This window comes from Myxococcota bacterium (assembly GCA_041389495.1).
Lineage (GTDB): Bacteria > Myxococcota_A > UBA9160 > UBA9160 > UBA4427 > JAWKRT01.
In genome coordinates, this window is sequence record JAWKRT010000002.1 from 491,034 (window position 1) to 504,446 (window position 13,413).

13 protein-coding genes are annotated in these 13,413 nt (G+C 75.7%); 8 read left to right on the top strand and 5 right to left on the bottom strand.

All coding sequences use genetic code 11. The features are described from left to right. Positions 1-19: 19 nt before the first annotated feature. Genes R3E88_12920 through R3E88_12930 form a run of 3 tightly spaced genes read right to left on the bottom strand, consistent with a single transcriptional unit; the run spans position 20 to position 5,486 of the window. Positions 20-2,998 carry a hypothetical protein gene (locus tag R3E88_12920; GenBank protein ID MEZ4217378.1) on the bottom strand — a complete coding sequence of 993 codons (2,979 nt, stop codon included), beginning with the start codon at positions 2,996-2,998 and terminating at the stop codon, positions 20-22. Between the two features lie 12 nt (positions 2,999-3,010). Then, entirely contained in the window at positions 3,011-4,396 is a 1,386-nt protein-coding gene (locus tag R3E88_12925) for a TIGR00366 family protein (GenBank protein MEZ4217379.1), read from the bottom strand. A gap of 4 nt (positions 4,397-4,400) precedes the next feature. Beyond that, the gene (locus R3E88_12930; GenBank protein MEZ4217380.1) at positions 4,401-5,486 is read right to left on the bottom strand and encodes a phosphotransferase family protein; all 1,086 of its coding nucleotides are present in this window, start codon (positions 5,484-5,486) and stop codon (positions 4,401-4,403) included. Positions 5,487-5,592: 106 nt separating this feature from the next. Here R3E88_12930 and R3E88_12935 point away from each other — a divergent pair, with 106 nt between their 5' ends. The 7 genes from R3E88_12935 (at position 5,593) to R3E88_12965 (ending at position 11,046) form a co-directional block, all read left to right on the top strand. Next, positions 5,593-6,720 carry a hypothetical protein gene (locus tag R3E88_12935; GenBank protein ID MEZ4217381.1) on the top strand — a complete coding sequence of 376 codons (1,128 nt, stop codon included), beginning with the start codon at positions 5,593-5,595 and terminating at the stop codon, positions 6,718-6,720. A 118-nt stretch (positions 6,721-6,838) separates the two neighbouring features. Further along, a complete protein-coding gene (locus tag R3E88_12940) occupies positions 6,839-8,077 on the top strand; it encodes an amine dehydrogenase large subunit (protein ID MEZ4217382.1) in 1,239 nt (412 codons plus the stop codon). Then, a complete protein-coding gene (locus R3E88_12945; protein ID MEZ4217383.1) occupies positions 8,074-8,799 on the top strand; it encodes a MauE/DoxX family redox-associated membrane protein in 726 nt (241 codons plus the stop codon). Before R3E88_12940 ends, R3E88_12945 begins: the two co-directional genes overlap by 4 nt. Then, positions 8,796-9,470 carry a hypothetical protein gene (locus R3E88_12950; protein ID MEZ4217384.1) on the top strand — a complete coding sequence of 225 codons (675 nt, stop codon included), beginning with the start codon at positions 8,796-8,798 and terminating at the stop codon, positions 9,468-9,470. Before R3E88_12945 ends, R3E88_12950 begins: the two co-directional genes overlap by 4 nt. A 38-nt stretch (positions 9,471-9,508) precedes the next feature. Then, on the top strand, positions 9,509-10,060 hold the full coding sequence (locus tag R3E88_12955) for a methylamine dehydrogenase light chain (GenBank protein ID MEZ4217385.1): 552 nt from the start codon (positions 9,509-9,511) through the stop codon (positions 10,058-10,060). Then, a complete protein-coding gene (locus R3E88_12960) occupies positions 10,057-10,497 on the top strand; it encodes a cytochrome C (GenBank protein ID MEZ4217386.1) in 441 nt (146 codons plus the stop codon). The genes R3E88_12955 and R3E88_12960 overlap by 4 nt, the downstream gene beginning before the upstream one ends. A gap of 78 nt (positions 10,498-10,575) precedes the next feature. Beyond that, a complete protein-coding gene (locus R3E88_12965; GenBank protein MEZ4217387.1) occupies positions 10,576-11,046 on the top strand; it encodes a peroxiredoxin in 471 nt (156 codons plus the stop codon). 27 nt (positions 11,047-11,073) lie between these two features. Here R3E88_12965 and R3E88_12970 read toward each other — a convergent pair whose 3' ends face one another. Then, a complete protein-coding gene (locus R3E88_12970; GenBank protein MEZ4217388.1) occupies positions 11,074-11,817 on the bottom strand; it encodes a hypothetical protein in 744 nt (247 codons plus the stop codon). 49 nt (positions 11,818-11,866) lie between these two features. Further along, positions 11,867-12,739, bottom strand: a complete 873-nt coding sequence (locus R3E88_12975) for a hypothetical protein (GenBank protein ID MEZ4217389.1) — start codon at positions 12,737-12,739, stop codon at positions 11,867-11,869. 241 nt (positions 12,740-12,980) lie between these two features. Between R3E88_12975 and R3E88_12980 the strand changes: the two genes are divergently transcribed. Beyond that, complete coding sequence (locus R3E88_12980) at positions 12,981-13,385, top strand: rhodanese-like domain-containing protein (protein ID MEZ4217390.1); 405 nt, start codon at positions 12,981-12,983, stop codon at positions 13,383-13,385. Positions 13,386-13,413: the final 28 nt, after the last annotated feature.

The window sequence follows — 13,413 nt, forward strand, 5'->3', positions numbered from 1 at the left end:
TGGATGCGGAACTCGAGCCCTATGGGCCGATCCGCCCCACCGAGCGAGGTCGCGCCGGGTGCCTTCGACGCGCGCCGAGCGCCGCGAGCGCGCCGAGCGCTGCGGCGCCCGCCGCGGCCGCCGCCGGCTCGGGCACGACGTTCGGGTCGCGCCCGAGCGCGACCTCCGCGCCGTCGTCCATCCCATCGCCGTCGGTGTCGGCGACGTCGGGCCGGGTTCCCGTGTCGAGCGCCGAGACGAAGACGCCCGTGCCCGTTTCCACGCCGTCGCCGAGTGCGTCGGCGTCGCGATCGACGCCCGCGCGCTCGCCCGAGCCCGGCGGCACCGCGGTGTAGGTGACCTCCTGTCCCGGCGTGCCCGCGAGCGCGCGCAGCGCGGCGTCCGCGAGCGCGGGTCCGCCGTCGTCGGGGTGGAAGAGGCCGTCGCCGCGCAGCACGAAGCCGCGCGGCGCGCCGCCGACGACCGCCTTCGCGACGAGGTCGGCCTCGGTCGTCGCGCCGCCGAGGACCGCAGACACGAAGGGCGCCTGCGCGCGCGCGACGAGCAGGTCGATGCGCGGGCCCGCGACGCCCGCGTTGGTCGCGTCGAGCGTCACCTGCTGGCCGACGATCGGCGCGAGGTCGCTCGGCATCGCCATCATGAACGCCTCGAGCTGGTCGCGCTCGAGCGGCGCGAGCACGAACTGCGTACCGAGCAGGAAGCGGCCGACGGTGTCGAAGCGCCCGTCGTGCGCGAAGCCGAAGCCGCGCACCTGATCGCCCATGTGCGCGTTGTCGCCCGCGAACACCTCGGGCACGTCCGGGAAGCCGAAGCGCCCGACCTTCTGATAGAGGTTGCGCAGGTGCGGGATCTTGAAATCCTGGTCGACGAACTCGTCGATCGACAGCGCGTTCGTGCCGAAGCGCCCGCTCGCCGGGTCGACCGCGTGGCACGTCCTGCACATGCGCGTCGCGTCGAACTGCAGCGGGAGGCCGGTCGTGATCGCGTTGTCGAAGACGTTGCGGCCCGAGGCCTCGTCGGAGCGGTCGTCGTTCGCGAGCTGGCGGATCGGGTTCGGCGGATAGCGGAGCTCCATCGCGAACGCGCGGAACGCCTCCATCTCCGCCGGCGGGAGCGGGCCCTCGTCGCGGCCGAGCAGCGCGTCGAACGCGACGTCGAACGCGAGGAAGCCGCTGTCCGCGTCGCCCTGCCGATCGCCGCGCCAGTGCTCGGGCCCGTGGTTCGCGAGGCCGCGCAGGCTCTGCGTCGACATCGGCCCCTTCACCGGATGGAACGGCCGCAGCGGCGGCGCACTCAGGCCGGGCGGCGGCGGCTGCTGCGGGTTGGCGTTCGCGACGACGTCGCCGTCCGGGTCGCCGAGATCCCACGCGAGGTCGTCCATGTCGCCGAACAGGTGGCAGCTCGCGCACGACGCCTCGCCGTTGCTCGACCCGATGCGCGCGTCGTAGAGGAACGGCCGCCCGGCGACCACGTGCGCGGGCTCGGGGCTGTGCAGCGCCACGCGCTCGAGCTCGACGCCCGTCGTGCGATCGATGCGCGCGACCGCGTCGTCGAAGCGCGTCGTCACGTACAGGTCGTCGCCCGCGAGCAGGAGCCCGCTCGGCCCGCCGCCGGCGACGGGGATGTGGCTCGCCGCGTCGGGCACGAACGTGTCGGCCGCGAGCGCGGCCGTGTCGAAGACGCCGATCGCGCTCGACCCGAACGCGGCCACGTAGAGCGTCGCGCCGTCGGGCGTGACCGCGAGCGCGGTCGGCGTCGCGAGGCTCGCGTCCTCGACGCCCGCCGGCACCGGCACGGCCGCGTAGTCGATGTGCTTGTTCAGGTGGCGCGGCAGCACGTTCGCGCCCGACAGCACGGTGATGCGCGACTCGTGCAGGTGGCCGCGCACGCTCGCGGGCTCGCCCGGCGTCGACTTCCCGCTCGCGCCCGACGCGTGCACGCCTGCACCCTCGAAGCGCACCTCGTTGCGCGCCTCCGTGTTCGCGACGTAGACGTCGCCCGTCACCGGGTTCTCGACCATCGCGAAGAGCACGGTGCCGACGCCCGCCCACGATGCGGTCGCGACGGGCGGCGTCGCGTTCGCGTCGATCGCGAAGACGTCGAGGTCGGGGAGGTCGAACGGCACCGCCGCGCTCCAGTCGCGGCCGAGCTCGTCCTGCCACGCGCCGCTCGTGCCGCCGTCGCGGTCGCGCTTCACGATCAGGCCCTCTTCGGGCGCGGTCGCGCCGGCGTGGTTCGCGTTCGGTGCGGGGAGCCCGCCCGGGTACGTCGCGCCGTTCACCGTGCACGACGGCGCGGTCTCGCCGCCGTCGCACACGGCGTCGTGCGGCACGACGGTGGTGCGGTTGCCGGAGCGGTAGACGGCGGCCCACACGGTCGCGCCGTCCGCGCTCGCGGCGAGTGCGCGCGGGCGGTCGCCGAAGAGCGTGAGCACGGTGAGCGGCGTGCCGCCGAGCGAGCTGCCGAGCGCGTTCGCGTCGAAGACCCACACGTCGGCGCGGCCGACGCCGGGCGTCGCGTACTCGCCGCGCGGCGTCGGCGAGTGCGCGCCGCGGTGCGCGGTGGTGACGAAGGCGCGGTCGCCGGCCGCGCCCGCGAACACGACGTCGCGCGGCTCGTCGCCGACGAGCAGCGTGCGCACGACGCGCGGCGCCGCGCCGTCGAGCCGCACGATGCTGATGCTGTCGGAGAGGTGGTTCACCACCCAGAGCTCGTCGTTCGAGCGCGCGGCGACGGCGACGGGCTCCATGCCGACGGACACCGAGCCCGCGTGGACGAGCGCGCCGCCCGCGACGTCGAAGAGCTCGACCCGTCCGTCGGGCGTGTTCACGACGGCGAGCGTCGCTCCGTCGGGCGTCCGCGCGAGCGTGCGGACGGGGTCGCTCTCGAAGAGCTGGTAGTCGGATCGTGCGGGCGCGTCGGACGCGGAGATCGCGAGCGCCGCGACGACCGCGGCGCCGAGCGTGCAGAGCGTGGCGATGGGCTTCGCGCGCGGCATCGGGGCTCGCCATCACAGGTTCGTCGGCATCCACAGCATCCACACGGCGCTCGCCGCGAGGCACGCGAGCGCGACGAGGAAGGCGTAGCCGACGACCTCGCCGAAGCGCGTGCGCGTGACGGCGAGCAAGGGTAGCGCCCACATCGGTTGGATCAGGTTCGTCGTCGAGTCGCCGTAGGCGTAGGCGAGCAGCGTCGTCACCGTCGAGACGCCGATCTCGTTGCCGACGGGAATCAGATAGGGCGCCTCGATCAGGAACTTCGAGCCCGCCGACGGCACGACCAGATTGACCAGTCCGGAGTAGAGATAGACGAGCAGTGCATACGTGTCGCGCTCGGCGATGCGCACGAACTGCGCGGCGAGCCACGCGCCCGTGCCCGTCCCGACGAGCACGCCGAAGATGCCTCCGTAGAACGGGAACTGGAGCACGAGCCCGTAGGCGGGCTCGAGCCCGCGCAGGCAGCCGCGCACGAAGGCGAGCGGCCGCACGTGCAGCACGAGCGCGAGCGACAGGAAGACCGTGTTGTAGGCGTCGATCGTCCAGCTCGCGCCGAAGCCGCGCTCGGCGATGCGCGCGCCGAGCGGGTAGAGGAGGAGCAGCGCGGCGAGCGCGTTGAAGCCGGGGAACGCGTCGAGCCGCGCGGCGGGCGTCGCGGCGCGGGGCGCGCGCGGCGGCGGCTCGGGCAGGATCGCGTCGACCTGCTCGCGCGTGAGCGTGCGCGCGCCGCGGTCGGGGTGCAGCAGCACGACGGCGGCGAGCGCGACGAGCGACACGCCCGCGAGGTAGAGCGCGTTCCACGCGTTGCCGAGCGTCTCCGTCACCGGGTAGAGGCGGTCGACGACGGGGGCGCCGGTCGCGGGCTCGAGCAGCGGGTTGTGCGGCGTCGCGAGGATGAGCGGCGCGGTGCCCGAGAGGCCCCCGTGCCACACCGTGCCGAGCCCGAGATAGGCCGCGACGATCAGCACGCGCACGTCGACCTTCGGATTGCGCCGCGCGACGAAGGGCACGAGCAGCGCGCTCGCCACCGTGCACACGGCGCCGTTCACGAGCCCCGTCGCGATCGAGAACACGCCCGCGAGCGCGATCGCCTGGCGCGGCCGCTCGGGGTCCGGGAGCGCGGCGAGCGCGTCGAGCGCGCGGAAGGCCGGCCGCGACGTCGCGACGCCGGCCGCGGCGACGAACGCGATCGTGAACTGCATCGCGAGCGCGAGCAGCGACCACACGCCGTCGCCCCACGCGACGAGCGCCTCGTGCGGCGACGCGCCGCCCGCCGTCGTGGCGAGCGCGAGCACGAGCGCGGTGAGCGCGAGACACAGCACCCACGCGTCGGGCACCCAGCGCTCGGTCCAGTCGGAGAGGCGCGCACCCGCGCGGCGCAGCGAGGCGAGGACGGCCACGGCGTCAGTCGAGCGCATCGCCGAGCAGCGCGCGCAGCCGGCGGAACGGGAAGCTCTGGTCGAAGAGCGCGTCGGGCAGCTCCACGCCCTGCGCGCGCAGCCGCTTCATCACCTTGACCTGCACGGCGCCGCGCCAGAACGCGGAGAACACGGACCAGTAGTGCAGGTGCCGCACCGGCGCGCCGCCCGCCGCCTCGTAGAGCGCGACGAGCTCGGCCTCGGACGGCGTGCCCTCGCGCGCCGCGCCGCCCGCCTCGTCCTGCGCGCGCAGGTCGGAGAAGTGGAGCGACGCGAGGTCGGCCTCGGGCGCGCCGACGCCGCACATCTCCCAGTCGACGAGCGCGCGCACGGCGCTGCCGTCGGGCGCGAAGAGGACGTTGCCGAGCTTGGCGTCGCCCCACGCGAGCGCGAGGCGCGCGTCGCGCGGGCGCTCGCGCTCGAGCCACGCGAGCGCCGCGTCGAGCACGGGCTCGCGCTCGGAGGGGTCGCGCTTGATCCAGCCGTCGACATAACGACGCCAGTAGGCGAGCGCGGCGGTCGCCGCGTCCTCGCCTTGCCGCCCGCCCGGGAGCCGCGCGATGCCGAGCGCGCGCCAGTCGGCCGCGTGCACGGGCACGAGTGCCTCGATCGCCGCGCGCCACGCGCTGCGCCGCTCGTCGGGCGTCATCTGCACGTAGAGGCCTTCCGCCTGGTAGGACGGGCGGTCGAGCGGCGCCCAGCAGTCGATCGCGCGCATCACGAGGAAGGGCGTGCCGAGCACGGACGCGTCCTCCTCGAGCCAGAGCACGTCGGGCACGGGCGCGCGCGTGTGCGCGGCGAGCGCGCGCATCGCGTCGTGCTGGAGCCGCAGGTCGTACTCGGGGAAGGGGCCCTCCTCGCGCGGCGCGGCGCGCACGGCGAGCGCGAGCTCGCGCGCCTCGCCGCGCGCGTCGCGGAAGCGCGCCGTCGCGAGCGTGGTCTCGCTCGACATGCCGCCCGGCGGCTTGCGCACCGCGTCGACGTCGACCGGCCCGGCGGCCTCGACGCGCGGCGCGAGCCAGGCGGCGAGGGCGGTGCGGAAGGCGAGCGCGTCGTCCGGGGGGTCGGCCACGCGCGCATCATCGAGGCTCGCCGGCCGGAATTCCAGCGCCTTGCGCCCCGCGCGGCCGGCGTCGGGAGCCTTGCCCTCGCGGCGCGCGCCGCGTAGGAATCCGCACATGCTGACTCCGATGGACGACACGCTCTGGCACCAGCTCCCGACGACGTTCGATCACGTGGGCACGAGCGACCCGCGCTTCTTCGACCGCTACTGGTTCGTCGCGAACGACCCGCGCGGCGGCGGCACGCTGCAGCTCACGCTCGGCGTCTACCAGAACATGAACGTGATGGACGGCGGCTTCGTGTTCGCGCGCGACGGGCGGCAGCACAACGTGCGCGCGTCGCGCACGCTGCGCCCGCACTACGCGCCGTGCTGCGGGCCGATCGCCGTCGAGGTGCTCGAGCCGCTCGCGCGCTTCGCGCTGCGCGTCGACGACGCCGCGTCGGGCGTGCGCGCCGAGCTCGAGTGGCGCGCGGAGTTCGACGCGCAGGAGGAGGTGCCGCAGTTCGTGCGGCAGCGCGGCCGCGTCGTGCGCGACTCGCGGCGCTTCGACCAGATCGGCGCGTGCGCGGGCTGGGTCGAGGCCGGCGGCCGCCGCACGGAGGTCGACTCCTGGTGGGCCGCGCGCGACCACTCGTGGGGCGTGCGCGAGCGCGTCGGCATCGACGAGCCGCAGACGGGCCCGCCGCCCGCGGCCGCGCCGGACGCCGCATCCGCCGGGGGCACCCTCTTCGCGTTCCTGTTCTTCTCGACCACGGCGATCGGTGGCCACGTGCAGCTCTCGCACTTCGCGGGCGAGGGCGACTACCTGAGCGCCGAGGTCGAGCGCCGCGGCGGCGGCGCGCCCGTGCGCCTCGCGCGCGCCGCGCTGCGCGCCGAGCTCGTCGACGACCGCTCGCCGCGCCGCTTCCGCGCGGCGTGGTTCGACGCCGCACTCGACGACGGTCGCCCCGTCGAGATCGAGATGCGCGCGCTCGGGTCGGCGATCGACATGCAGGGGCTCGGCTACGGCGGCTACGACGACGGGCGCGGCCTCGGCGTCTGGCGCGGCGACGCGCACACCGAGCGCGACGTGTGGGACGTCTCGGACGCGTGCGAGGTCGTGCGCGACGGCGCGCGCGTGCGCCCCATCCACCGCATCCAGCCCGTGCGCGTCGCGGTGCGCGGCGGCGGCGTCGACGGCGAGGGAACGGGGAGCCTCACCTTCATCGCCGAGGGGCGGCTGCCGCAGCTCGGCCTCGGCTGAGCGGCGCGGCGTGCCGCGTGCCGCTCGGCCCGCGCGCGGCGGTCGAACGCGCGCCCCGCGGCGCGCGCGGCGGTCGAACGCGCGCCCCGCGGCGCGCGCGGCGGAGTAGGCTGCGCGCATGCCGACCGCCCACGCCCCGCGCGCGTCGCTCCCGGCACTCGGGGCCGCGCTCGCGATCGGCCTCCTCGTCGCACCGCTCGCCGCGCGCGCCGATGCGCGCGCGCCGCGCTCGCTCGTCGCGCCCGCGCTCGGCGCGCACCACGTCTGGGTGACCGACACGCTCTTCGGGCACGCGCAGGTCTTCGACGGCGACACGGGCGAGGCGGTCGCGACGATCGACACGGGCATGACGCTCTCGCCGAAGCCCCCGCACCACGCGCGTTCGCGGAGCGAGCTCTACTCGGTCGAGATCGCCTACGCGCGCTTCCGCCGCGGCGAGCGCACCGACTACGTCACCATCCACGACGACCGCACCTACGAGGTGAAGGGCGAGGTCGTGCTGCCGACGCGCACGTCCGAGAGCGCGACGTCGCTCGGCTACTCGGCGCTGCTCGACGACGAACGCTTCCTCGCCACGTTCAACCAGCTCCCCGTCGCGAGCGTGTCGATCACCGACATGGAGGCGCGCGCCTTCGTCGGCGCGATCCCGATCGCGGGGTGCGCGGGCATCTACCCGCTCGGCGCGCGTCGCTTCGCGTCGCTCTGCGCGGACGGCACGCTGCTCGAGGTCGCCCTCGACGACGCGGGGCGCGTGCAGCGCCGCGCGTCGACGCCGCGCTTCTTCGACGCCGTCGAGGACCCGGTGATGATGGCCGGCGGGCGCGCCGGCGCGCGCTGGGTGTTCGTGACGTTCGCCGGCGTCGTGCACGAGGTCGACTTCGCGGGCGACGCGCCCGCGCTCGCCAGCTGGTCGCTGCTCGACGACGCCGATCGCGCGCAGGGCTGGCGGCCGGGCGGCAAGCAGAACGTCGCGCTGCACGCGGCCTCGGGGCGCCTCTACGCGATCGTGCACCGCGGCGGGACGGGGTCGCACAAGGAGGCGGGGCCCGAGGTCTGGGCGTTCGACCTCGCGTCGCACGCGCGCGTCGCGCGCATCGCGATGCCGAACTTCGCGGCGGCCTTCCTCGCGACGACGCTGCAGGTCGAGCGCGGCGGCGTCGTCGGCTGGCTGCTCGACGCGCTGCTGCCCGGCGGCGGCGCGCACTCGATCGCCGTCACGCAGGACGACGCGCCGCTGCTCTTCGCGCGCAACGAGCAGCTCGGGGCCGTCGCCGTGCTCGACGCGCGCACCGGCGACTTCGTGCGCTGGATCGACGAGGTCGGGATCACGGGCAACCGGCTCGAGGTGGAGCGGTGAGCGCGCTCGCGGCGCTCGACGCCGTCGCCCGCGACCCGGCGACCGCGCTCGTCGCGCGGCTCGCCCTCGCGCTGCTCTTCGCGAGCGCGGCGCTGCACAAGGCGCGGGGCCCGCGCGCGTTCGCCGCGACGGTGCGCGACTACCGCGTCCTTCCCGCGGCGGCTGCGGCACCCGCCGCGCTCGCGATCGCCGCGCTCGAGGCGGCCGTGGCCGCCGGGCTGACGGCCGCCGCGGGGCTCGCGATCGCGGGAAGCGAGCCCGGCGGCGCGAGCGCGCCGTTCGCGCACGGGGGCGCGTCCGTTCCGCTCGCGCACGCGGGCACGTCCGTTCCGCTCGCGCACGCGGGCACCTCCATTCTGCTCGCGCACACAGGCGCGCTCGGGCTGCTCGGCGCGTACTCGGCCGCGATCGCCGCGAACCTCGCGCGCGGCCGGCGCGACGTCGACTGCGGCTGCCTCGGCCCGGGGCGGCGCCAGCCGATCGCGCCGTGGATGCTCGCGCGCAACGCCGCGCTCGCGCTCGCGGCCGCGTGGCCCTGGCTCGCGCCGTCGAGCGCACCGCGCGCGCTCGGCGCGCTCGACGCGGCGACCGTCGCGTTCGCGCTCGCCGCGCTCGCGCTCCTCTGGACGGGAGCCCACGCGGTCGCGGCCCTGCCCGCGGCCGCGCGCGCGCGCGACGCGCGAAGCGGCCGCGTCCCTCACACGGCGGAGGTCGCGCCATGACGCAGGCGCTGCTCGTCTCGAACGCGCTCCTGTGGGTCGTCGTGCTCGCGCTCGCGGCGCTCGTCGTCGCGCTCGTGCGCCAGATCGGCGTGCTGCACGAGCGCCTCGCACCCGTCGGCGCACTCGCGCGCGCGAGCGCGCTCGAGGTCGGGCAGCCGGCGCCGCGCCTCGCGCTCGCGGATCTCGACGCGGGCGCGCAGGCCGCCGCCGCCGGCCTGCGCGGCGAGCCGGTGCGCATCGGATTCCCCGGCGAGCCGGGGCCGACGCTCGTCTTCTTCCTCTCGCCCGCGTGCCCGGTGTGCAAGGAGCTCCTGCCGACGCTGCGCCGCGTGGTCGGCGACGAGTCGCGCGCGGGCGGCGCGCCCGTGCGGCTCGTGCTCGCGAGCGACGGCGACCCGGCCGAGCACCGCGCGTTCCGCCGCGCGCACGCGCTCGGCGAGGTGCCGTACGTGCTGTCGACCGAGCTCGGGATGCGCTTCGGCGCGGGGCAGCTCCCGACCGCGGTGCTGCTCGACGCGGACGGCGTCGTGCGCGCGCGCGGCCTCGTGAACACGCGCGAGCACCTCGAGAGCCTGTTCGAGGCGGCGGCGCTCGGCGTCGCGTCGCTGCAGGAGCACGTCGCGCGGCGCGCGCGCCCGCTCGCCGTGGTCGACGGCGGAGCGCGCTCGTGAGCGCGGGGCGCGGCGGCGTCGACGAGGCGGTCGAGCGCATGGCGCGCGCGCTCGCGCGCGCGACCGGACGGCGGCACTTCCTCGCGCGCGCGGGCCGCGCGCTGCTCGCCGGGGTCGGCGTCGCGAGCCTCCCACTGCTGCCGGTCGCGCGCGGCGCGCGCGCCGAGGCGCGAGACGGAGCGCCGACCGCGCCGGACGCGCCGCCGCCCGACACCGCGATCGACGGGCCCGAGGGCGACCCGAAGCGCTGCGAGTACTGGCGGCACTGCGCGATCGACGGCTTCGCGTGCTCGTGCTGCGGCGGGAGCGCCGACGCGTGCCCGCCCGGGAGCGAGATGAGTCCGGTCACGTGGATCGGCACGTGCCGCAACCCGGCCGACGGCCAGCACTACGTGATCTCGTACAACGACTGCTGCGGGAAGGGCTTCTGCGGGCGCTGCATGTGCAACCGCAACGAGGGCGACCGGCCCGACTACCACTGGGTGCGCGCGAACGACATCAACTGGTGCGCGGGCGCGGAGTCGCAGGCCTATCACTGCTCGGTGGCGATCGTCGTGAAGCGCGCCGACGGCCCGCAGCCCGAGCGATGACGCGCGCGCGCGGCCGGCGCGCGCGCAGTGCGGCGCGGCGCGCCCCGCACGCCGCCGCGGCGCTCGCCGCCTCGGTGGTCGCGCTCGCCCTCGCTCCGGCGCCCGCGCGCGCCGACCTCGAGGACGACTACCTGCTGCAGTGCGCGGGCTGCCACGGCGCGGACGGCGCGGGCGTGCCCGGCAAGGTGCCGTCGCTGCGCGGGCTCGGCGCGCTGCTCGAGCGGCCGGGCGGCCGCGAGTATCTCGTGCGCGTGCCGGGCGTGGCCCAGGCCGCGCTTCCCGACGAGCGGCTCGCGGCGCTGCTCGGCTTCGTGCTCGAGCGCTTCGCGGGCGCGCGGCCCGCGCCCCCGTACGGCGCCGACGAGGTCGGTCGGCTGCGCGCGCTCCCGCTGCGCGACCCCGAGCGCGCGCGCGCGGAGATCGTGGCCCGGCCGTGAGGCGGAGGTAGTCTCCGGCGCGCTCACCGCGTCGGTCGCGCACGGCGCACCGCGCACGCACACGAGGGAGTCCACGCCATGGCGATCGAAGAGGGGAAGAAGGCGCCGGCCTTCAAGCTCACCGACCAGGACGGCAACGTGCACAAGCTCTCGGACTACGCCGGGAGCGACGTCGTCCTCTACTTCTACCCGCGCGACGACACGCCGGGCTGCACGAAGGAGGCCTGCGGCTTCCGCGACCTCTACAAGAAGCTCGAGAAGCGCGGCGTCGCGGTGCTCGGCGTCTCGCCCGACGGCGCGGCCGCGCACACGAAGTTCATCGAGAAGTACCGCCTGCCGTTCACGCTGCTCTCCGACCCGGACAAGGCCGTGATGACGAAGTACGGCGCGTTCGGCGAGAAGATGATGTACGGCAAGAAGACGATGGGCGTCATCCGCAGCACGGTGTGGATCGGGCCCGACGGCAAGGTCGTGAAGCACTGGGCCCGCGTGCCGAAGGCCGACCAGCACCCGGCGAAGGTGCTCGAGGCGATCGAGGCGCGAGGCTAGGCGCGCGGCCCCGCCGCCGCGCGCTCGCTAGTCGGCGGGGACGGGCGGCGGGCTCGCGATCATCGCCACGACCGCGTCGCGCACGGCGCCGCGCGTCGCGACGGCGAGCGCGCTGCGCTTCACGCCGGGGAGCTCGACCGCGACGCCCCACGCGTTCTTGCGCCACGAGGCCGTTCCCTCGCCGCGGTAGGAGCGCACGAGCGCGCCGTCCCAGTACACCCGCAGCTCGACCTCGGCGGCCTGGTCGCCGAGGAACGGGAGGCCCGGCACGAGCGACAGCAGCGTGATCCCGTCGAGCGCGTTCCAGAGCATCTTGCCGAAGCCGGTCGTCGCGCGGCCCGCGACGCGCCGGCCCTGGATGTGGAGCCGCGCGTTCGGGACGAAGCGGCGCACGACGCCCTGGTCCTCGAGCGCGAAGCGGAGCTCTTCCTGGATCGAGGCGTCGTCGTAGCGCTCCATGTGCGTCGTGGTGGCGACGTCCGTCGTGTTGATCGTGTGCGTCGTGCCGGGCGTCGTGCTCGTGCCGGGCGTGTAGAGGGACCCGACGCCCGAGCTCACGCTCGTGCTGTAGCCCGCGGCGCGGAAGTCCTCGAAGACGAGGCCCGTCAGCGTCACGTCGCCGAGCAGCGGCCGCACGAGTCGCGGGATCTCGGGCGCGGGCCCGGGCGTCACGGTGCCGCAGGCGATCGACGTCGCCGCGAGCGCCGCGAGCGCGGCGATCCGGAGCGGGAGGGCGAGCCGCGAGAACGGAGTCGGGTGTGCGTGCGTCATGGGCGGCAGCATCGACTGCCGCCGCCCGCTCCGTCAGCGGCCGGCTGCCCTAGTCCGTTCGGCCGGGAGCCCGCTGCGCGTCGCCGCGCCGCCGGCCGCGCGCCGCGAGCCACGCGAGCCCCGAGGCGATGAGCACGCCCGCTCCGGGCTCGGGCACGGCCGCGGTCTGCGCGTTCGCGAGCACCTCCGTCAGGAACGCGAACGTCGCGGTGTCGAAGTCGCCGTTCGTGTTGTCGAGCTCGAACTGCAGCTGGCCGGTCTCGACGTTGCCGAGGTTCGCCGTCGTGCCCGAGGCCGTGCCGAAGGCGAGGTCGACGTAGCTCGAGTACACGATCGTCCCGCCGTTCAGGTCGAGCGTCGCGTCGATGAAGCCGACCGCCTGGCCGGGATCCGGCTCGGCGAGGTCCATGCTCCACGTGAGCGTGTAGTTGAAGACGTACGTCACGAGGTCGGACACGTAGTTCACGAACTCGAGCGTCGTCTCCTCGGTGTAGGCGCCCGTGAACTGCGAGCCCGCGCCCGACGCCGAGGCGTCGGCGGTGAGCTGGATCTCGAACGTCTCGCCGAACGGGAACGTGCCGTTGTACTGGTCGAACGGGACGCCGCCCGCGAGCGCCGAGCCCGACGACGAGCGCGCGCCCGTTCCCTGCTCGAACAGCCCCTCGGTGCCGAAGCTGTCGAGGAAGCTGAAGTCGTAGTCGGAGCCCTCGACGAGCCCGAAGCCCGACGTCGTGTAGTAGGCGCCCGAGAACTCGATCTCGAGCGTCGCGACGACGCTCGACGAGTTGAGGGCGCGCGCTTCGCGCGGGGCGGCGAAGCCGGCCGCGAACGCCAGGAGCCCGAGGGCAAGCGGGAGCGAGAGCGGGAGCGCGCGGCGCCGGCGGGCGGTGCGGCTGCGGGGAGCGTCGAGCGAAGGGCACACGGAAGGCATCCGATCCTCCAAGGGACCCCTTCCGCGGCGCAACGCATGAGCAAATCCGGTGCCAGATGGGTACCCAGGATGAGGGGGCGCTCAGCGCCGCGAGAGCTCTCGGGGCTCCGCGAGCGCGCTCTTCATGGGATCATCACTCCCCACATTGGGTAGAACCCTTCCTTCGCGGTGAGGGAGGAGCGGTGAGCGTGGAGCGACCGCCGCACGAGCGGCGGTGGGCGGAGGGCGGCACATGGCACGGGCGAGCGCGGGGCGATCGGTCGCGGGGGCGGCGATCGCGATGCTAGGCGGGGCCGCCTGCGCGGAGCACATCGGTCGCGGCGAGCTGCTGGCGCGCATCGACGCCGGGACGGCGCCCGCGATCGTCGACGTCCGCTCGGCGGGCGAGTACGCGGAGTCGCACGTCCCCGGCGCCGTGCACGTCCCGTTCTACGCGCTGCTCGCCGACGCGGATCGCGTGCCCGAGGGCGCGTCGCCGGGCGAGCCCGTCGTCGTGTACTGCGAGCACGGGCCCCGGGCCGGGATCGCTCGCGCCCAGCTGTGGCTCGCGCTCGACCGTCCCGTGCTCTTCCTCGACGGGCACATGACGGCCTGGAAGCAGGACGGGCTGCGCGTCGAGCGCGGCGCCGAGGAGTGAGCGCCGCGCGCGCCGCGGCCCCGCGCGA

What these genes read in the sequence shown, in the direction of transcription:
- R3E88_12920 (MEZ4217378.1), bottom strand. Translation starts at nt 2,998, where the DNA reads ATGCCGCGCGCGAAGCCCATCGCCACGCTCTGCACGCTCGGCGCCGCG.
- R3E88_12955 (MEZ4217385.1), top strand. Translation starts at nt 9,509, where the DNA reads ATGGCGCGCGCGCTCGCGCGCGCGACCGGACGGCGGCACTTCCTCGCG.
- R3E88_12965 (MEZ4217387.1), top strand. Translation starts at nt 10,576, where the DNA reads ATGGCGATCGAAGAGGGGAAGAAGGCGCCGGCCTTCAAGCTCACCGAC.
- R3E88_12935 (MEZ4217381.1), top strand. Translation starts at nt 5,593, where the DNA reads ATGCTGACTCCGATGGACGACACGCTCTGGCACCAGCTCCCGACGACG.
- R3E88_12960 (MEZ4217386.1), top strand. Translation starts at nt 10,057, where the DNA reads ATGACGCGCGCGCGCGGCCGGCGCGCGCGCAGTGCGGCGCGGCGCGCC.
- R3E88_12980 (MEZ4217390.1), top strand. Translation starts at nt 12,981, where the DNA reads ATGGCACGGGCGAGCGCGGGGCGATCGGTCGCGGGGGCGGCGATCGCG.
- R3E88_12950 (MEZ4217384.1), top strand. Translation starts at nt 8,796, where the DNA reads ATGACGCAGGCGCTGCTCGTCTCGAACGCGCTCCTGTGGGTCGTCGTG.
- R3E88_12940 (MEZ4217382.1), top strand. Translation starts at nt 6,839, where the DNA reads ATGCCGACCGCCCACGCCCCGCGCGCGTCGCTCCCGGCACTCGGGGCC.
- R3E88_12970 (MEZ4217388.1), bottom strand. Translation starts at nt 11,817, where the DNA reads ATGACGCACGCACACCCGACTCCGTTCTCGCGGCTCGCCCTCCCGCTC.